Here is an 18,642-nt window from a genome sequence, read left to right as displayed (position 1 = left end):
CGGCAGAAACCGTCACCAAACCGAAATTCCCTCCGAAACTCCAGCAAAACCGGCCGGTGTTAATTTGATCAGTCGACCGGTGTTTGAATGCCCGAAAACCCGTCAGATCAACATTTTCCAAAATGTCCAACCGTGATTTTCTGTCAAAAATCCCGTAATACTGGAATCACTTCTCGCTGCAATTCTCCTCCGGTGACGTGTACCAATCCATTTTCATCGATGTAAACGTCGACTTCGCTGCGAACACCGAATTCCGGCAGATAGATCCCGGGCTCGATTGAGAAGCAAGTTCTCCGCAACAACTGTCGGGAATCCTGCGTTTCCAGATTGTCAATGTGAGCGCCATTTCCGTGGACTTCCTGACCAATGCTATGGCCCGTACGGTGGGTGAAATAGTCACCGTATCCAGCTGAGCGAATCACCGCCCGCACAACGTCGTCAACTTCCGCACCAGTCACAGGTGTTCCCGACGCGAATGCTTCCCGAACCTTCGCAATACCAGCGTCGCGGGAAGCGGCAACGATATTGAAGATCTTGGTGAACTGTTCTGGAACCTCAGTGCCAACGAAGCCGGTGCGAGTCAGATCGCTAAACACGCTCCGTGGTTTGTTCAACTTGGCCCAGAGGTCGACCAGAACGAAGTCACCCCTGCGAATCGCGATGTCTTCTCCAGATCCCGTTTCATAATGAGGAAGTCCGGAATGCTGCTGACGGGCCACGATGGGCGCATGCCCGGCCACACACCCGCGAGATTCAAAAAAATCCAGAATCGCCTGTGAAACCTCCGTCTCACTCACGGTTCCGCCATCGCGAGTTCGTTCGGCAATCAAACTCCAGGCAACACCGTAAGCTGCATTTGTTACCTCCGCAGCTTGCAGGTGCATCCCCCATTGGTCGTCGTCCCAGGTCGATTCATATAATTGAATGAGATTTCCAGATGAAACGACCTCAACCCCAAAACTTCGAACCAGATCAACCGTTCCAGCATCGACTCGAGAAATATATGGATTGCTCGCGTTCGGAGCGTATTCCATTGCGATCCGCTTCTTCCCTTTACAGAACCCTTCAATCGCTGCTGCAAATTCCTGCCAGCGGAGGTAGACAATCTTTTCGCCGGGCAGGTGATCAAGTTGACTGTCTTCGATTCGGTGCACAATTCGTGAAGGCGATCCCGTTGCTGGGATGCCATAAACACATCGTCGTGAACTGAGTGAGTCTTCGGGGAACTGCATCACTCGGCGGGCCAGCGGGTTGCTCCCACGAAAGTCGTAAAGAAGCCAGCCATCAATCCCGAAATCACGCAGGGAATTTTGAATCGATAAAACATCAGTGCCCACAAATTCATCCTTCAAGCTCTTGTGAAACAGACTCTGCTCCAAAAGTGACTGCTCTCGACTCGCAATGTTGATCCAGCCCGTCTCTGTGATGACCAGCGATGAAGATCCGACTGATCTCCTAGAAACCAGCTTCGTCAACTTGACTGAAGACCCATTCCCGGTGATCCTGCATTACTTGTGACGTAAACAAGTGAATACAGACTTAGAATCTACGTGAGGACTTCTCAGAAGATCAACTCTTCCACGAAGTCCTCCGAAAACAGCACTCTTCGATTTTTGAATTTCTCAGGTGTTAAAGGTTGGAAATGTCGCAGACCGAGAATCATCAGGTTTTCGCCGTACAGAAGTTCAAAAACGAGCCACTCATTGACTTCAGCCGCAAAGAAAACCGGGAAGCAATGGAGCGGGCACTCAGCGATGTACGGGCCCAGTTTGGCAAAGACTACGCCATCGTGATTAACGGAAAAGCCATGACCGCCAGAACAACTCTGGCATCACGGAATCCGTCCCAGAAAACCGAAACTCTCGGGACTGTTAACTCCGCGACGGCCGACCTGTCGCGACAGGCGGTCGAATCTGCAAAATCAGCATCGTCCCAATGGCGCAAGGTCCCGGTACATCACCGCGGCGAGTACCTCGAATTGATCGCTTCGGAGATCAGGAAACGACGATTCGAACTCGCTGCCTGGACGGTTTACGAATGCGGAAAGACCTGGAAAGAGGCTGATGGCGACATCGCCGAGGCAATCGACTTCTGCAATTACTACGCACTCGCGATGCGTGACCTGACCAAAACGCTGGAATGCAATTTCACTGGTGAGGAGAACAGCTACTTCTACCGGCCACGCGGTGTCGCGGTTGTCATCGCTCCGTGGAACTTTCCACTCGCGATTCTGACGGGGATGGTAGCGGCCGCCCTAGTGACCGGAAACACCGTCGTCATGAAGCCTGCCGAGCAGTCTTCGATCATCGCTTCAAAGTTGATGCAGATCGCCAAGGATGCCGGAATTCCGAACGGTGTGATCAACTTCCTTCCCGGCGACGGTGAGGAAGTTGGCCCCACGCTGGTTCAACATCCAGACGTTGACATTATTGCCTTTACAGGTTCACGCGATGTGGGGCTACTCATCAACCAGCAGGCTGCTGTCCCTGTCGATGGTCAAACCAACGTCAAACACGTAATCGCTGAGATGGGTGGAAAAAACTGCATCATCATCGATAACGATGCAGATCTCGACGACTCAGTGCAGGGCGTGATTCATAGTGCGTTCGACTACGCCGGCCAGAAATGCTCCGCCTGTTCTCGCGTCATCGTTCTGAATGAAGTTTATGATGCCTTCATCGAACGCCTCAAAGCTGCTGCTGCGAGCCTTGTCATCGGTCCGGCCGATCATCCGGGAACAGATGTCGGCCCGGTGATCGATGAAGAAGCCTACGACCGAATTCAGGATTACATTTCCATCGGCAAAGAGGAAAACACTCTCTTGGTCGGGGCGGATGTCGGCAAAATCGGCAAAGAAGGTTACTTCATTGGCCCACACATCTTTGTCGATGTCGAGCCTGATTCCCGACTCGCTCAAGGTGAGATCTTTGGCCCTGTACTCGCAGTCCTGCGTGCCAAGAATCTCGATCAGGCGCTCCAGATTGCGAACTCCACCCCGTACGCATTAACCGGAGGCATTTACAGCCGCAGCCCCAAAAACCTGCAGCGAGTTCGCGAGGAACTGCAAGTCGGCAACATCTACTTGAATCGCGGAATCACGGGAGCCATCGTGCAACGGCATCCGTTCGGTGGATACAAAATGTCCGGCATCGGAACCAAAGCGGGAGGTCCTGACTACCTTCTTCAGTTCATGTTCCCGGTCAACATTTGCGAGAACACCGTACGACGCGGATTCGCTCCGCTTGTCGATGAAGAATAAGTTGAGCCCGTAAAAAAATGGGGGAGCGAAACTCGGTTCGCTCCCCCATTTTTATTCCCAGTCGACGTCAGGATGCGGTCAGCGGCGGCTCACGCTTTCATGAATTCCCGCAGCACGATCGTCGCATAGGCGCCGCTTGGAATCGAAAAGCTGAGTGATAAGCCGAATTCGTGGGGCTTCAGCAGGAGATTGCCCGGTCTGAGCAGCAAAGGTCTCCGTGCTCCCGGCGTCAGTTTTTTGTACACCCTGAAGACATCTCTCGATAACCCAGCTGAATCCAGCACCGCCTGTTCCAGTTCCTGCACCTCGCCTGCGGGCAGTTTCATTTTCGGACCATAGATTGGTCCGGTGATCATTGTTTCTCTGGCATCGAACCGAGCCTGTTCTGCAATCAGATCCTCAGCCAGAAACAACCCATTGGACTGCACCACCTGCATCACATCCTGGGAGAGTACACGGTGCAACGACTGCTGTTCCAACCGCATTCGAACAACAGAATTGAAGAGAGACGACTGAGCCGCCGATAGCGACAAACGAGTTAGAAATTTTCTTCGCTTGAAGGGGATCTGCCGGGATGTCGTTTCTCCTTTGAGCAACGACATCCCCAGTTCGAGAGTCTGCTGATCTGTTCCGAATCGCTGGTCCCCGAAGTAGTTCGGAACTCCGGATTCCTCGATAAGCTTCTGAATTTTCTGAGCGATTTCGAATGATCCCGGCACAACATTTCGAACCACGATCTCAAACCGGTTGCCATTGAGGTGTCCGGTTTTGAGTTTATTCGTGTGCAATGAGCTATTAAGTACCTGAATCTCATCACAGTTGATTTCGTCGACCCGCGAGGCGGCTGCGGCTGGTACCGAGATCCATTGTCGTGTGACGGCTCGACGATCTTTCAGACCTGCGACGCCAATATCGTCTCGCGAGATTTGCAGTTTCCGGGCGATGTGACCAACGAGAAATTCCGCCCCGCTATCCTGTTTCTGCACCCACAGAAACAGGTGATCTCCATGTCCACACGGTTCGTACGCGGGAATTTCTTCAACGACAAAATCTTCAGGTTCGAATTTGAGTTGGCCGCCGATCGCCAGTTCCAGTGGTGTCAGATAGGGAGTTGTCGAGACTTCGAACTGATCGCCCGCATCGGGCAGGGCATCTTCCATGGAATTCAACTCAAGCGAACACTGATGAAGAAATTAAAACCGGGCGTCACTTGCAACGCGCATCCGAGAGAAGTGTAAAGGGTTCTCCTCAGGATTCGTAGTCGCCTGACACAACGAAACAGCTTCGCCTCATTCACTGAAGCGAAGCTGTTCGAGGTCTAATCCGACCGGATTACTTGGATACGAACGCAGTGTCATGCGACCAGGGGCTGCGATATTCACGGTCCATCATGGCTTGAGCTTCGGCATCCCCCTCGATCATTTCTGTTTCAGGGTTCCACTTCACATCTCGTCCCAAGCGGGCCACGATGTTACCAAGATGGCATACTGTCGCTGACCGATGTCCAATCTCGACGTCGCAGACTGGCAATTCACGCGACTTCACAGAGTCGAGGAAATTCCCTGCGTGGTTCGTACTCCGCTGAAGTTGAATCGGAGAGGCGAGAATCTTCTCATCCAGATTGCTGTCCAATTCCCTACGGACCTTCGGATCGTCTCCCTTCGCGGCGGGAGGTCCGACCAAATCCTCTGGAGTACTTCTTATCGCTCCACGGACGACAAAGATCTTCCCCTCTGTTCCAACGAAAGTAATTCCCTGAGGAATATCGTCCTGTTTCTGCCCGAGAGTCAGCACGGTGCCGTTGGCGTAGGTGTAATCGATCCGGCAGGTATCGGTCACTTCGTAACGATGATCTTCCGGATAGGACGCCGTTCCTGAAACTGCGACTGGACCAGAGTTGTCCATGCCTAATCCCCATTGGGCGATATCCAAATGATGGGCACCGAAGTTGGTGATCTGTCCCCCTGAGTAATCCCACCAGAATCGGAAATTGTAATGGAGTCGTTTTTCGTTATAGGGCTTATACGGAGCAGGGCCGAGCCACAGATCGTAATTGAGGCCGGCAGGAGGATCGGTGTCAGGTCCGAGTTGACCGGGATCGTTTGAACCCGGAATCCCGACGAGAATTTTTTCGATCTTGCCAATCGCTCCGTTTCGGACGAGTGACGCAGCACGCCAGAACTCGGTCCCAGAACGTTGTTGAGTTCCGGTTTGAACAATTCGTTTGTGTTCACGGGCAGCCCGCACCATGCGACGACCTTCCGCAATGGTGAGCGACAGTGGCTTCTCGCAATACACGTCTTTGCCAGCCTGACATGCGTTGACTGTCATCAATGCATGCCAATGGTCCGGAGTCGTGATCACAACGACATCGAGGTCTTTTTGCTCGAGCAGTTTTCGATAGTCGGTGTAGTCCTGAGGGGCATGGTTCTTCTTCTGAACAAGGTCCATCGCTTTGGCTCGAACCTGATCGTCGACGTCACAGATCGCTCCGATATTGACGCCGGCCCCCATGAACGCATTGAGATTTCCGGTCCCCTGATTCCGGACACCGATGAAGCCGGCTGTAATTCTTTCGTTCGCGCCAAAACAGGTGCTGGGGACGATGTATGGAGCTGCTAAGAGTGCAGTCGACGACTTCAGAAACGTACGGCGATTCAGTTTTGTCATCCGTGGAGCTCATTCATCTGGAGAATGCGGTCTCACATCCGAAAACCTTGATTCAAGATGCGAGTAGATCGCGATATCAGCCCGTCTCGTACAATTCAGTTTGATGCGAAGGAGGCGACGAGTCCACTCAGAACGGACAATCGATCCAACTGATTTCTGAGATATCTCGACGATGCTAGTGACAAACACAAAATCACTGAGATTTTTGGGAAACGTCTCACACTCTGCAATCGGCATACTGCGGGCCGCAAATTCGCGACCGAACAAATTGTTGTTTGCGAGGTGAACTCCCGGATAACCTTTCATTCTATTGCGCTTGAGAGTGTCAGCAGGGGATTTGAAAACTTAATCAGTAGATGCAATGTCTTTGTGCATTTATGTATCAACATTGACGTTAACTGAACTTTTTTTTGCATTAGTACTCGATTATGCCCACTTCTTATTGATTTCTGGTGAAAAAATTCGGTTTGTGGGTTGAGTTTAGAGTGACAATTTCGTCTGATTGACCCCTGCCAGAAATTCGCATTTCATGCGAATAAACGACTCAAAAATTCGACGATCATTGATGAGCCAGCGCACAACTCATTTCTGTTAAGAGTCACATCTAACCAGAAAAAGCTCCCTACTGATCATGAAGCCTGCTTTTGAAAAACTTTTGCCACCGTCCGGTCAATCGTTCCGATGCTTTAATCGAGAGACCATCAATACAGCTGCCCGATGGCATCGGCACCCTGAGATTGAACTGACGTATGTGGAACGAGGTTCGGGAACGCGAATTGTTGGTGATAACATCGCCAGCTACAGCAGCCATGACCTCGTCTTGATCGGCCCTAATGTCCCTCATACGTGGCATTCGGACGACTTTGAGGGAAGCCAGCTCGACCTGCACCCGGCGATTGTCGTGCAGTTCCGACGCGATTTCCTTGGCCCGCAACTCTTCGACGCCCCCGAACTCTCAACCGTTCGAGCCATGCTTGATCAGGCCTCTCGAGGGCTGAAATTCGATGGGGAAACAGCGCGACGGATCGGCGGTTTCATGAATCAGCTGGTCGTCCAAGGTCCAGCGTTCAAGCTCGTCGACATGCTGAAAGTCCTCGTGGAACTTTCCGAATCGCGAGCAGGCGACCCATTGGCCAGCATCGGTTTTTCAAGCCCTCCGGGGAGCATGCTGCAGACGAGAACAGAAGAGATCTGCAACTACATCGCCGAGAATTATCGGGATGCCGAACTGACTCACCAGATGCTTGCAGACAAAGTCGAGATGAATCCGTCCGCGTTCAGCCGTTTCTTCCGGGCGACAACCGGAAAGACAGCGATGAGCTACATTTCCGAAATGCGCGTGAGCCTCGCCTGCCGGTTACTCGCCGATACAGACATGGGAATTTCCGAAATTCTCACCTATGCAGGGTTCAGCAACACGTCGAACTTCAACCGACAATTCCAGCGGTTGCAGGAAATGTCACCGCGTGAATATCGTAAAAAGCACCGAGCGGTCTCACGAACTCCCAAAACAGTCGCGGAGGTGGAATTCGAAGAGACTCCAAGCCTCGTGAATTCGATTTATCGCTGAGACATCAACTGCTGATGAACATCAGTCAAATGAAACAGGCCGGAAACCAAATCATGTTTCCGGCCTGTTTTTTATTTGTGATGTACTTGAGCGGAAGAGGGGATTCATCAGGTGAACGCCCCTTGCGGCTACAGCTCGATATTGAGTTCTTCAATCTTTCGATAAAGGCTCGAAAGTCCGAGTTTCAGGCGCTTAGCAGCTTCACGCTTGTCTGGCCATTGTCGCAGAACGCGAGAGATGTGCAGACGCTCATAATGTCGCAACGCGCTGCGGAGATCGTCAGTATCTGGCAACGGCTGGCTCATCCCCAGTAGATCCGGGGGAAGGTCGCTCGGCTCAATTTGAGTACCGTCACACATGATAACAGCGCGCTCAATCGCGTTATCTAACTGGCGAACATTTCCCTTCCACTGAGCGGACATCAGAAGGCGAATGGTCTCGCTGGAAGCACTGATCACCCGTTTACGTAGAGCCCGTGAATGCTTGGCGACAAAATGGTCGACGAGTTCTGGAATATCGTCCAGTCGCTCCCGCAGCGGTGGAATGCGGATTTTCACGCCGTCAAGTCGGTAGAACAAGTCCTCCTGGAAGCGTCCTTCGCCGACGAGACGAAGCAGGTCTTCACTAGTGGATGAAATGATGCGACAACGAACGGCATACGTCTCCGTGCCGCCCGAGGGCATGCTTTCCTGATATTCAATGGCTCGCAACAACTTGGTTTGCGTCCCCATTGGGAGACTGGTGATCTCGTCGAGAAACACTGTCCCGGTTCCGGCCGTTCTCAGAATTCCAATTTGGCTCTTCCCGTTCGCGTCACTCCCGAACAGGTCTGCTTCCAGCGATTCAACGGGGCGAGTCCCACAATTGACCGCGAGGAATTTCTCTTCTCGCATTGGGCCCACGGAGTGGATCGCTCTGGCAAACAGTTCCTTGCCTGTTCCAGTCTCTCCGACGAGCAGGACATTGGAATTCGTCACAGCAATCTTGCCGATCGTTTCCTGCAGCACCTTCAGTGGATCGCTGGAGCCGACAATCTGATCGAACCTGTTGGGTTGGGCGAGTTCGCGGCGAAGCTTCTGGTTCTCCAGATAGAGGTCACGATACTCAAACACCCGTCGCAGTTTGTTCGCCAGATCATCGAAGATCACAGGCTTGGTCAGGTAGTCGAATGCTCCGGCTTTGAATGCTTCGACAGCCGATTCAACCGTCCCGTACGAAGTGATAATCAAAACGAAAACAGAAGGATTGATCCGGTGCATCAACCGCATCAACTTGATTCCATCACCATCCGGCAACTGGATGTCGCAGATTGCCAAATGGAAATCTCTCTCTTTGACTTTTGAGATTCCCTCTTCGACCGTGGCAGCTTTCACGACGTGATAGCCTTCACCAGTCAGGAATTCCGCGAGAGAGTTACGAATGATTGGTTCGTCTTCGACAATGAGAATTTGCCGAACGGGAGTGATTTCAGGCTGCGATTGTGTGCTCATAGCGATTGAAAATCAGGAACCTGCTAGATGGGAACATGTCGGTCAGCTTTCAGGCAATTATCGTAGCACATGTGTTCGAATGGAACGAAGCAAGTCGCTCTGAATTCGGCCTAGTTTCTGTGATGGAATGGAAACTTTCTGATTTGAATCGTTTTTCAATCATCGCTGGCCATTCCCGCATGAAAAGCTCGCTTCACGGGGAAGCAGGCCCTCCAAATTCGTTATCAATTTCCAGATCGATTGACCTGACCCGAAAGCTGCATTCCAATAGGGACACGTCAACTCCGATGCTCCCTAGCCAATTTTCACGAGGATTTCCCCATGTTTGGACTGTTCGGCGGGAAAGATATGAACGTTCTCGCTGTGATTTTCGAGCGTCGGGACCTCTATCACGTCAGCGGGCAGCGAGTCAAAGCGAGTGCTGTAAACACTGCACGAGACGGCGCAAAGGCCCATCCTCGCGCAATTTATTTCGCAGTGTTCGATCAAAAAGGGGCGTTTCGTGAAGGGGGAGAAGGGGCAGGGTCGCTGCAGGTTCCCGGCGAGGTGATCAAGCGACTCCAGCGAGAGCTGACGTCAAACAAGACCATTCAGGAAGTCCTGACAATCCTGCAGACCAAACAGGCAGATAAAATCGCTAAACCGCTCGTTTGGCATGGCTATCCCCCTCGTCAAATGCACGGTCAAAACTGATCCTTGGTCCCACCTGAAACTTCCTCTGCAGCGAGACGACCGGTCAAAACTTGGCTGAGTGACTTTGCGAGGTCGACCAAGTGGACTAAAGTTCCAGATCCGTTTCCTAATTCGACTTAAGAAGTTGTGCGATGCAGATTGTTCCTTATCCCCACCCGGCCCTCACTTTCAAATCTGTCGACATCGCACAGATCGACGCGACCTTACGAACAACCGTTCGTCAGATGTTCGATTTGATGTACGAAGCCAAAGGGATTGGACTAGCTGCCAATCAGGTCGGGCTTCCGTTCCGATTTTTTGTCGTGAATCTTCAGGCTCGGCCCGGAAATCCAGATGAAGAGATTGTCTTCATCAACCCGCTGATCCGGAAGAAAAAGGGGAGTGAACTCGGCGAAGAAGGTTGTCTGAGTCTTCCCGGCCTTTACGGCGATGTACGACGCGCAACAGAACTGACTGTCGACGCGTTCGACCTGAATGGCCAGCCCTTCACGATGACACTGAAAGGTCTCGAAGCACGCGTTGTGCAACATGAAACGGACCATCTGGACGGGATCATGTTTACCGACCGTATGCGGAACGAAGGAACCAGTTCCAAGGTCGATCAAGTGATTCCCCGATTTGTCGAATCGTACAATCAGTCACGAAAAGCAGGGGTCGTGGCAGCTGATGAGGAGATTATCGCCGACCTGAAGGCCATGGCGAGTTCCGGTAAGGTCGCAGAAGAGTTTCTCTCCCGACCAAAATTCGATGTCGCGGTTCCCATCATCGATGAAGACGATGACGAGTACGACGATTACGATGACGACTACGAGGACTGATCACTCAGTAGTCACAGTTCTATGACGTCCGAACTTTGGCGTCCGAATGAATCTCTTCGAGGGTGCTTCTACCAATCCGAAGTAATGTGACGAACAGTCCCCCAGAAGAGAGGGAACGGGTTCACGAGCCGCGAGCAACTGCTTGCGGCTTTTTTATTGACGCGTCTTCGCCCGACGGGTGCGCCAGCTCAAATACTCGCCGAGCACCTTCTCGAATGGATCGGCCGTCGTCGCAGAGAAAAAGTCGAAACCACATCCCACAGCCACACTCCGGAGCTTTGTTTGAAACTCCTGAAACTGCTTCAGGTAAAGCTGCCGTAAGCGGTGCGGGTCGACGAGGAGTCGATGACTGTCCAGTTCGAGGCTTCGAAACTGCGTCGGCTTCTCGAACGGAAAATCAACTTCCTCCGGCGCAATGACCTGCATCAGAATCACTTCGTGCCGGGCGCGGCGGAACCGTTGCAATACGGTTTCTAATTGCGTCACGTCACAAAAGAAGTCGCTGATCAAAAAGACCACGGAGCGTCTCTTCAGCGTGGGGATCAATGAGTTCAGAACCGTCGCCAGACTGGTTTCACTTCCGGGTTGCGTATTTGCCAGCGACGCGGATATCGACCGGAACATTTTCATGTTCGTCGAAGGTTCCACACGCTCTTTGACCGCGGAATCAAATGTCACCAACCCAACAGCATCTCGCTGTGAGAACATCAGATAGCCGAGAGAGGCTGCAAGTAACCGGGCATAATCAAATTTGGAAAGGGTGCTCGCGGAGAACCCCATACTCCCCGATGCATCAACGACAAGGTATGCATGGAAATTCGTCTCTTCCTCATACTCTTTGACGTAATACTTTCCGGTTTTTCCAACCGCTCGCCAGTCAATATGTCGGATTTCATCGCCGGGGTAGTAATGCCGATGTTCGACGAACTCGACGCTGGACCCCTTAAAAGGGCTGCGGTGATGCCCCATCATCAGACCTTCGACGATCATTCGGACAACCACTTCCAGTTGTCCGAATTTTGCCAGGGCTGTTGGGTCTTGCATTGGAGGGGAACTCATCCCGGACGCATTCCATGTTAAAAAAGGCTAAAGACGAGAAAGAGGGGGACGGCAAGCACTCCGGTTTCTCGCGAATCCAGTCCCGTTATACTATCTTGTGAGAGAGCAATTTGTCGCATGTCCCCCGGGGTTTCAGACAAATTCACACTCACTCTCGTCTCCCGACTCAATCATAGAGGATGGCAATGAAGTCTCTGACATTCGTCCAGCGAATGTTGATTGCCATTGGTGCCGTCGCGGGAACTTGCCTGATCACGTCGCCTCTTTTGTTCTGGCATTGGGGACTCAGCCTGATCATTTTTAGCATCGACGCGATTGTCGCGTACAGTGCATTCAGATGGATCAATTCGTTCGTTGTTGAACAGCATGAATATTTCATCACGGCGCTGCGGGACCTGAGAAACTCACTGCACACCGGCAAGCAGTCACTCCTGTTAAAAAGCGATCGCCCCGATGATTCCTTCGGTGAGATTGCAGCAGAACTCAATGACATAGTCATCACCACAGCCAGACAGGTCTCTGATCAACTCAGTCACAATCAGGATCTGGAACACAACAAGACTCTGTTTCAATCCATTCTAGGGACGATGGCAGAGGGCGTTCTAGTTCTGGATTCCGAACGCCGCATTCTGTTTTTCAATCGCGCTGCCCGTCAACTACTCGGTTGCAAAGACAGAAATGTCGAAGGGCGGCCACTCTGGGAAGTGCTTCGTGCAACGGAACTGAACGCTGTGATCGATGCTGCGTTTCAATTGAAATCCGAATTCCGAAAAGAAGCAGAGATTCAGCGCAACAAGCATATTGTTGAAGTGACCGCCGCTCCGCTTCCCATCTCTCCGGCCCCCGGAATTGTGCTGGTCATCCATGACATCACTGAGATTCGCAGCCTTGAACGGATGCGTCGAGAATTCGTTTCCAATGTCTCACATGAATTGAAAACACCGCTCACTTCGATCCAGGCATACGCAGATACGCTTCTGGATGGCGGACTGAGCGATGAGGAGAATAATCGCACCTTCGTCGAACGAATTCTCGAACAGTCGGATCGGCTTCAGGAACTGATTCAGGATATGTTGCGGCTGGCCCGGATCGAATCGCAGGCAGATGCGTTTCAACTAAAGCCCGTTCATGTGGCAGACCTTCTGAAATCGTGCGTTGAAGCGCGTCGAGCGGTTGCCCAGTCTCGTCAGATCAACCTCAAGCTGCACGTCGATGAAACGACAAATGTGCAGGTAATGGCAGATGCCAGCGGGCTGCAAACGGTGTTTGACAATCTCGTGAGCAATGCACTGAATTACACGCCGCAACATGGGCACGTCGACGTCACCTGCACAGTGGATCTCGGTCACGTCATCGTCGATGTGATGGATGACGGAATTGGGATTGCTCAGGAGCACCGCGACAGAATTTTTGAACGCTTCTACCGGATCGACAAAGCACGTTCCCGCTCTGGGGGAGGGAATGGACTGGGGCTCTCGATCGTGAAACACCTGATCACAGTGTTCAACGGGGAAATCTCCTTAAGGAGCCATCCGGGGCAGGGAAGTACCTTCACAGTGCGGCTTCCAGTCGCGTCAAATTTGATTGATCCCGTAATACCGGAGCATTACACAGATCGAACCGCTCCCTAATTTCGCGTTGCTTTTTGACAACACCCCATCGTGAACTAGCGTTTGAAACACTTGGAACTCCGCAAGTTGACAATGGACTTGATCACGTCGGTTATGAACCAGAATCCCACCCAGCCAACACAACTCCTAGCAGCAGGTTCGCGGAGAGAGCGATTTCTTCAGTGGATCACGCCGATCCGTTGGCAGGTTCTCGGGCTGATTCTCCTGACAGCCATCATCTATGCTCCCGTCTTGCGTTTTGAGATGCTGAACTGGGACGACAACTGGTATCTCACCTGGAATGACCTGATCAAAAGCTGGCATCCAGCGAATCTCTATCGCATCATGACCGAGCCGGTGGCACGGAATTTCGCTCCTGTCACGATCGGTTCTTTTCTCGTCGAACACACTCTCTGGGGACTCTGGCCAGGGGGATATCACGCCACGAACGTGTTGATTCACATGATCAACGGAGTGTTGGTCCTGCAGCTGATGCGACAGCTCACTAACAACGGATGGATGGCATGGACCGTGGCAGCACTGTTTCTGGTTCATCCGGTGCAAGTGGAATCCGTCGCCTGGGTCTCGTCACGAAAAACAGTTCTCTCGACGACATGGACGCTCGCCAGTTGTCTCTGCTGGATGAAGGTCAATCGCACCAACCGCGATGAGGGGTGGGGAATCCTCTGGTTGGTAATCGCTCTCCTGACGAAGGCTTCTGCGGTGACGCTCCCGCCAATCATCGTGGCTTACGATTATTTTATTGCGAAGAAAAAACTTTCGGACAGTATTGCCCGTCAAGCTGTCCCGATGTTCTTCTGCCTGATGCTGGTCCTAACCACGATGAATGCACAGGTCACCATTGTCGGGGGGATTCGAGGCCATCTGAAATTCAACAAGCTTGAGATTTTTGCCATCGACAGCACGCTGCTCTGGCGATATGTCAGCATGTTGCTCGTCCCACAGGATCTCTGCGTCCTCTATGATCCTCCCACAACCGGAATCGAACTGATGATCGCAGCAGCGATCGCGGGTTGGGTCGCTGTTGGAATTTGGATGTGGAAGATGCGGCACTCGCAACCCCTCCTCATTCTCGCGGGAATCAGCTGGCTCATGCTGTTCTTTCCGGTAATGAATTTCTTCCCGATCACGACCCTGATGAATGATCGGTATCTCTATCTCCCATGCGTCCCGTTTTTCGGCGTCATGCTTTGGTTACTCGATCAGGGATGGCAAAGAACCTTGAGGCTGATGCCGTCCCTTCGATCCTCCGAAAGCATCCTGGCCCTCATCACAAGTACTGTCGCGATCGGAGTCATGGCATGGAGCACAACGAATTATCTTCCGGTATGGAAAAATCCGTTGTCATTGTGGAGCTACGCAATTGAGAAGACGCCATCTCTTCCGATGGTGCATATTCAATGGGCGACGACGCTGAAGGATCTGGATCGAGAAGAGGAGGCACTTGGTGTGCTTCAGAACATTCTCGACGAGAGAAATCCGGACGACGCGGAAGTCACGCTCATTAGAGGGATGATGGAGGAGATCCGTAACCCGGAGACTTCGACAAGTGATCCATCACCCGGCAATGATCGCACGGAAGATGTCCATCACGACGAGCAGCCGATTAAATAATTCCTTTCATCGCAGCGTCGATCATCCCGATGTACCACAGTGCCACGGTGAAGATAATCGTGATGATAAACAATGCGACGCCCCCCCAGACCAGCCAGCTCATTCCTGATGCCAACGCATGCAGACTGCGACGGGCATCTTCTTCAAACTGAGGGCTCATCCGGTCAAGAGCTTCAGGAACCGTACCAGACTGCTCCGCCACCATCACGAACTCGATGAACTCAACCGGGAATAACCCACTCGCCTGAAAGGCATCTGTGAGCGACTCTCCCGATTGAACAGCAGCAACCATATTCGGAGTGGCAGCGAGAAATGCCCCGTTAGAAGTGGCACGTAAACTCGAATCAATGCTGTCGCCGATCGGCATTCCAGAGTTCTGAGTGAGGTGAAATGCCCATGCGAACCGAGCGATTGCAAATGACCTCAGGCAATGTCCGACTACCGGAACTTTCAGCACAAAACGGTGAATACTAGCGAGTCCGGCGAGTGACGCTGAGGCAAATTTGTAACCCACGACGACTGCTGCGACGAGGAGCGCCCATCCCCCCAACCAGATCAGCGCCCCGGTCGTTCCGACGAGTCCCCAACCGAGGATGTCGAACGTGGTCCCGGTACTCTGTCCGATCCAGCCGAGCAACGCAATCAGTGCAGCGACGATAAAGATCGCTGCCACAAGTTGAACCACAGGCATTGTAATTTGACCGAGAAACTCCCGTTTCAGGCGGATGTTGTTCTCGTAGTGCAGCCCGAGTGCTTTAAACACTTCAGGCAGGGCGCCGGTCACTTCTCCCACCTGAATCATGCCGAGAAACAACTCGGGAAAGTAATTTCCGTGAGAGACCAGAGCAGAAGTAACGTCCGAACCGTTCTTCAGATCCTGAACGACCTGTGACAGCACAGTCTTCATCTTCCCAGTGCTTTTTCGACCGACGATATCGAAAGCCTTGACGATGTGAATTCCTGACTGCAGCGACACCCCCAGATTTCGAGAAAGCCGGGCCATTTCTACCAAGGAGGCCTGTGATTGAAACATCCGCAATTCTCCGCGCTGGTTTGGTCTGAAACGACGGTTCGCTTACCAGCATCTTACCCGGAACTGGATGCCGCCGCGAAGGAACTCACTGACTCGTTTTGAATTGGCCCTCGACTTGCATATCATCGATCGTCACGTTCCCCACTTCAGCAATCTCCGCATAGGTTTTTGCTCAAAGCGATTGTGTTCGATTTCACGAGGAGAGATTTGTGAGCGTTCAACTGGATACGCTTGTTGCAAATGCGAAGCAACAACTCGACGAACAGACAGTCCGGACTGTTCAACTCCACTTCCATCCAGAATTGGGGGCTCCTTTCTGGCTTGAGCAGGCCAAGAGTTACAACTTCAATCCACTCACTGACATCAACTGCTTTGACGACCTGAAAAAATTCCCGCTCTTCGAAGATGAATGGCTTCGCGGCGGCCCGGTGACAAAGTTCCTGCCACAAAAATGGAAAAACGAGTACCGGTACACCTTCGAAACGGGCGGAACAACTGGAATTCCTAAATCACGCTGCGTCGTCAAAGACCACTGGATTGACTACGAAGAGTTTTCCAAAACACTTCCAGATGAATCGTTCCCACGCGGGTCGAACTGGTTGATGCTGGGCCCCAGCGGCCCGCGGCGTCTGCGACTTGCAGTGGAACATCTTTGCCAGTTCCGTGGCGGCATCTGTTTCTGCGTCGACCTTGACCCACGTTGGGTGGTGAAGTTGATCAAGAAAGGGGATGTCGAAGGAGCGAAAGCGTATGCCAATCACGTCATCGATCAGGCGTACACCATTCTTACTGCCGGACATGACATTCAGTGTATGTTCGCAACACCGAAGTTGCTGGAGGCACTGGCACTGCGGTTGATGGACGAAGGTACGAGCATCTCTGAAGTCGGCATTAAGGGAATTTTCGCCGGCGGAACGGAGTTCACTCCACAGTGGTACCGCTTCTGCAAAGAAGAATTGCTGGGAAATGATGTCTATATCACTCCAACATACGGCAACACATTGATGGGGTTGGCCTGCGGAAAACCATTCGATCCCGCGGACAACTACAAGATCACTTACCACGCGCCGCAACCTCGGGCAGCGATTGAAGTCGTGAAATTCGACGACTATTCACAGGTTGTGAATTACGGAGAAACCGGCCGCGTTAAACTGTACACGCTGACCGATGAACTCTTCGTTCCAGGATTCATGGAACGGGATGAAGGGGAGCGAGAACTCCCACACGAAAAGTACCCGTGGGACGGAATTAGCGGCACGCGACCATTCCATGTCTTTGCAAAAACGACGACCGTCGGCGTGTACTAGTTTGCAGAATTTTTCAATGCGGAGAGCTTCCAACGGTAAGGCGGGTTCTCACCGACTAGTGACATTCAATCGACCGGCGTAATGCATGTCATCACGTCGATATCCATCAAAGGCCAGAATCGAACCCCAGTTCGTTACTGGCCTTTTTTATTTGGCCATCGCAAATGATTCGCAAAGCGACATCACCGATTCTTCCGTGACAATGGGAACGAATGCTGCAAACTGTAGGGTCAATTCGACCCGTAGATTCCCCGAGGGGACTCGCCAACCTGTAACGGTTGTTTGCCTGCCTGGAAACAGGCAACGCCGAAACCCGCATCGTTCGCCAAAGAATTTCACGCTGACGTGGCCCTCTTCCGATCAAACGAACGTTGCTCGCTCAATATCCGGGGGTGCGCATGCACTCAGCGAAGTGATAGCGATTCAGCAACCTGATTTTGAAAGAAGGAATGCCGATGTTTTCCAAAGCCCGCACAGTCTGGATTTCTGCGATTCTATTGGGAGGAGCACTTCCGGTGACTGCTGATGCAGGACTTTGCGCTCGCAAATCGGGCGGCCCCGGTCGTTTGGGATTGATTCGACCATTCAATCCATGCGGTTGCCCCCCTCAGCCGTTCCTCAACCCAGCGCCGTTTGGCCCACTCAATACGTACGGACCAATTGCTCCAAACCCCTGCGATTGCGGACCGGCTCCGATTTATTCACCGGCACCTGTTTACTCGCCATCTCCCACGTACACTCCGAGCCAGCCGGTCCTCCCGACTCCGAATCAACCGACTTTAACGCCGCAGACGACGACGATTTACAAGCAGGAGCAGTTCACCGTGATGCAACCGGTGACGCGCACTGAAATCCGCCGCGAGTCCAGCGTTGTCGATGTCCCAGTGACAACCAGCCGTCAGGTGACCGTCGACGAGGGAAGCTACCAGCAGGTCTGGGTTCCCAAGATGACGACAAAAACCGTGAACGAGACTGTCATGCAGCGTCAGGTTCAATACCGTGACGTTCCAGTTCAAACAGTCCAGCAGGTGCCAGTTGTTCAGACTCGCGTTGTGCCGCAACAAGTCACGACAATGGTCCCGACTCAAGTCGTCTCATCCGGTGCAGTGTGCACTCAGGATCACGGTGTCGTCGGCCTCAGCCCGCACATTCACGGCCAGTCCGTCGTGAGCATGGGTTCTCCGATCTCAGAGATCAGCCCAACTCCTGCTCAACCCCAACAAGCCGCCCAAAATCCACTTCCTTCTGCAAGCCAGCAGAACTCCCAGGAATGGAGCAAGGTTCCAACACGTTCGGCAGCTGAGAACAAAGTTGAACTTCAGGCCTATGAAGTGACTGCTCCCGTCGAAGCTCCGAAGTTGGCTCCGACTCCAAAATTCCGTGGCGTTCCATCGGCTGCCACAGTTTGGAAGAGCCAAGGAGCTTTCCCCGCGAAATAAGCTCGCGGTCAATCTGATCCTCGAAAAAGCCTTCTCAAGAATCCTCTTGAGAAGGCTTC

General features: G+C 52.5%; 14 protein-coding genes. 8 read left to right on the top strand and 6 right to left on the bottom strand.

Annotated elements, in window-relative coordinates; translation table 11 throughout:
* Positions 1 to 143 precede the first annotated feature (143 nt).
* A complete protein-coding gene (locus SH668x_RS10590) occupies positions 144 to 1,337 on the bottom strand; it encodes a M24 family metallopeptidase (RefSeq protein WP_437185028.1) in 1,194 nt (397 codons plus the stop codon).
* Between the two features lie 305 nt (positions 1,338 to 1,642).
* On the opposite strand from SH668x_RS10590, the gene pruA reads away from it, so the two are divergent.
* On the top strand, positions 1,643 to 3,259 hold the full coding sequence (gene pruA / locus SH668x_RS10585) for an L-glutamate gamma-semialdehyde dehydrogenase (protein WP_437185027.1): 1,617 nt from the start codon (positions 1,643 to 1,645) through the stop codon (positions 3,257 to 3,259).
* Between the two features lie 89 nt (positions 3,260 to 3,348).
* Here the strand turns inward: pruA and truD are convergent, their stop codons facing one another.
* Positions 3,349 to 4,419 (bottom strand): tRNA pseudouridine(13) synthase TruD, encoded by a 1,071-nt coding sequence (gene truD, locus SH668x_RS10580; RefSeq protein ID WP_437185026.1) that lies wholly within the window; start codon positions 4,417 to 4,419, stop codon positions 3,349 to 3,351.
* Positions 4,420 to 4,591: 172 nt separating this feature from the next.
* Positions 4,592 to 5,929: a Gfo/Idh/MocA family protein gene (locus SH668x_RS10575; protein WP_437185025.1), complete on the bottom strand. Its 1,338-nt coding sequence runs from the start codon at positions 5,927 to 5,929 to the stop codon at positions 4,592 to 4,594.
* 631 nt (positions 5,930 to 6,560) lie between these two features.
* Here SH668x_RS10575 and SH668x_RS10570 point away from each other — a divergent pair.
* Positions 6,561 to 7,499, top strand: coding sequence for an AraC family transcriptional regulator (locus SH668x_RS10570; RefSeq protein WP_437185024.1), 939 nt, complete (start codon positions 6,561 to 6,563; stop codon positions 7,497 to 7,499).
* Between the two features lie 128 nt (positions 7,500 to 7,627).
* On the opposite strand, the gene SH668x_RS10565 is transcribed toward SH668x_RS10570, so the two are convergent.
* Positions 7,628 to 8,989 (bottom strand): sigma-54-dependent transcriptional regulator, encoded by a 1,362-nt coding sequence (locus SH668x_RS10565; protein WP_437185023.1) that lies wholly within the window; start codon positions 8,987 to 8,989, stop codon positions 7,628 to 7,630.
* A gap of 321 nt (positions 8,990 to 9,310) precedes the next feature.
* Between SH668x_RS10565 and SH668x_RS10560 the strand changes: the two genes are divergently transcribed.
* Together SH668x_RS10560 and def are read left to right on the top strand one after the other, a co-directional pair.
* Positions 9,311 to 9,682, top strand: coding sequence for a hypothetical protein (locus tag SH668x_RS10560; protein ID WP_437185022.1), 372 nt, complete (start codon positions 9,311 to 9,313; stop codon positions 9,680 to 9,682).
* A gap of 131 nt (positions 9,683 to 9,813) precedes the next feature.
* Positions 9,814 to 10,500: a peptide deformylase gene (def, locus tag SH668x_RS10555; protein ID WP_437185021.1), complete on the top strand. Its 687-nt coding sequence runs from the start codon at positions 9,814 to 9,816 to the stop codon at positions 10,498 to 10,500.
* A gap of 153 nt (positions 10,501 to 10,653) precedes the next feature.
* On the opposite strand, the gene SH668x_RS10550 is transcribed toward def, so the two are convergent.
* Entirely contained in the window at positions 10,654 to 11,559 is a 906-nt protein-coding gene (locus tag SH668x_RS10550; protein WP_437185020.1) for a DUF58 domain-containing protein, read from the bottom strand.
* A gap of 185 nt (positions 11,560 to 11,744) precedes the next feature.
* Here SH668x_RS10550 and SH668x_RS10545 point away from each other — a divergent pair, with 185 nt between their 5' ends.
* Positions 11,745 to 13,190 carry a sensor histidine kinase gene (locus SH668x_RS10545; RefSeq protein ID WP_437185019.1) on the top strand — a complete coding sequence of 482 codons (1,446 nt, stop codon included), beginning with the start codon at positions 11,745 to 11,747 and terminating at the stop codon, positions 13,188 to 13,190.
* A gap of 93 nt (positions 13,191 to 13,283) precedes the next feature.
* Entirely contained in the window at positions 13,284 to 14,804 is a 1,521-nt protein-coding gene (locus SH668x_RS10540) for a hypothetical protein (protein ID WP_437185018.1), read from the top strand.
* Here SH668x_RS10540 and SH668x_RS10535 read toward each other — a convergent pair.
* Positions 14,797 to 15,837, bottom strand: coding sequence for a type II secretion system F family protein (locus tag SH668x_RS10535; RefSeq protein ID WP_437185017.1), 1,041 nt, complete (start codon positions 15,835 to 15,837; stop codon positions 14,797 to 14,799). The genes SH668x_RS10540 and SH668x_RS10535 overlap by 8 nt on opposite strands.
* Before the next feature lie 209 nt (positions 15,838 to 16,046).
* Here SH668x_RS10535 and SH668x_RS10530 point away from each other — a divergent pair, with 209 nt between their 5' ends.
* Together SH668x_RS10530 and SH668x_RS10525 are read left to right on the top strand one after the other, a co-directional pair.
* Positions 16,047 to 17,144: a hypothetical protein gene (locus SH668x_RS10530; protein ID WP_437185016.1), complete on the top strand. Its 1,098-nt coding sequence runs from the start codon at positions 16,047 to 16,049 to the stop codon at positions 17,142 to 17,144.
* 455 nt (positions 17,145 to 17,599) lie between these two features.
* Positions 17,600 to 18,583 (top strand): hypothetical protein, encoded by a 984-nt coding sequence (locus tag SH668x_RS10525; RefSeq protein WP_437185015.1) that lies wholly within the window; start codon positions 17,600 to 17,602, stop codon positions 18,581 to 18,583.
* Positions 18,584 to 18,642: the final 59 nt, after the last annotated feature.

The organism is Planctomicrobium mucosum (assembly GCF_051466335.1).
Taxonomy (GTDB): Bacteria; Planctomycetota; Planctomycetia; order Planctomycetales; family Planctomycetaceae; genus Planctomicrobium.
Note: the sequence above shows the minus strand (reverse complement) of the source record. Positions and strands in the feature narration are given on the sequence as shown.

What these genes read in the sequence shown, in the direction of transcription:
- pruA (WP_437185027.1), top strand. Translation starts at nt 1,643, where the DNA reads ATGTCGCAGACCGAGAATCATCAGGTTTTCGCCGTACAGAAGTTCAAA.
- truD (WP_437185026.1), bottom strand. Translation starts at nt 4,419, where the DNA reads ATGGAAGATGCCCTGCCCGATGCGGGCGATCAGTTCGAAGTCTCGACA.
- SH668x_RS10575 (WP_437185025.1), bottom strand. Translation starts at nt 5,929, where the DNA reads ATGACAAAACTGAATCGCCGTACGTTTCTGAAGTCGTCGACTGCACTC.
- SH668x_RS10570 (WP_437185024.1), top strand. Translation starts at nt 6,561, where the DNA reads ATGAAGCCTGCTTTTGAAAAACTTTTGCCACCGTCCGGTCAATCGTTC.
- SH668x_RS10565 (WP_437185023.1), bottom strand. Translation starts at nt 8,989, where the DNA reads ATGAGCACACAATCGCAGCCTGAAATCACTCCCGTTCGGCAAATTCTC.
- SH668x_RS10560 (WP_437185022.1), top strand. Translation starts at nt 9,311, where the DNA reads ATGTTTGGACTGTTCGGCGGGAAAGATATGAACGTTCTCGCTGTGATT.
- def (WP_437185021.1), top strand. Translation starts at nt 9,814, where the DNA reads ATGCAGATTGTTCCTTATCCCCACCCGGCCCTCACTTTCAAATCTGTC.
- SH668x_RS10550 (WP_437185020.1), bottom strand. Translation starts at nt 11,559, where the DNA reads ATGAGTTCCCCTCCAATGCAAGACCCAACAGCCCTGGCAAAATTCGGA.
- SH668x_RS10545 (WP_437185019.1), top strand. Translation starts at nt 11,745, where the DNA reads ATGAAGTCTCTGACATTCGTCCAGCGAATGTTGATTGCCATTGGTGCC.
- SH668x_RS10540 (WP_437185018.1), top strand. Translation starts at nt 13,284, where the DNA reads ATGAACCAGAATCCCACCCAGCCAACACAACTCCTAGCAGCAGGTTCG.
- SH668x_RS10535 (WP_437185017.1), bottom strand. Translation starts at nt 15,837, where the DNA reads ATGTTTCAATCACAGGCCTCCTTGGTAGAAATGGCCCGGCTTTCTCGA.
- SH668x_RS10525 (WP_437185015.1), top strand. Translation starts at nt 17,600, where the DNA reads ATGTTTTCCAAAGCCCGCACAGTCTGGATTTCTGCGATTCTATTGGGA.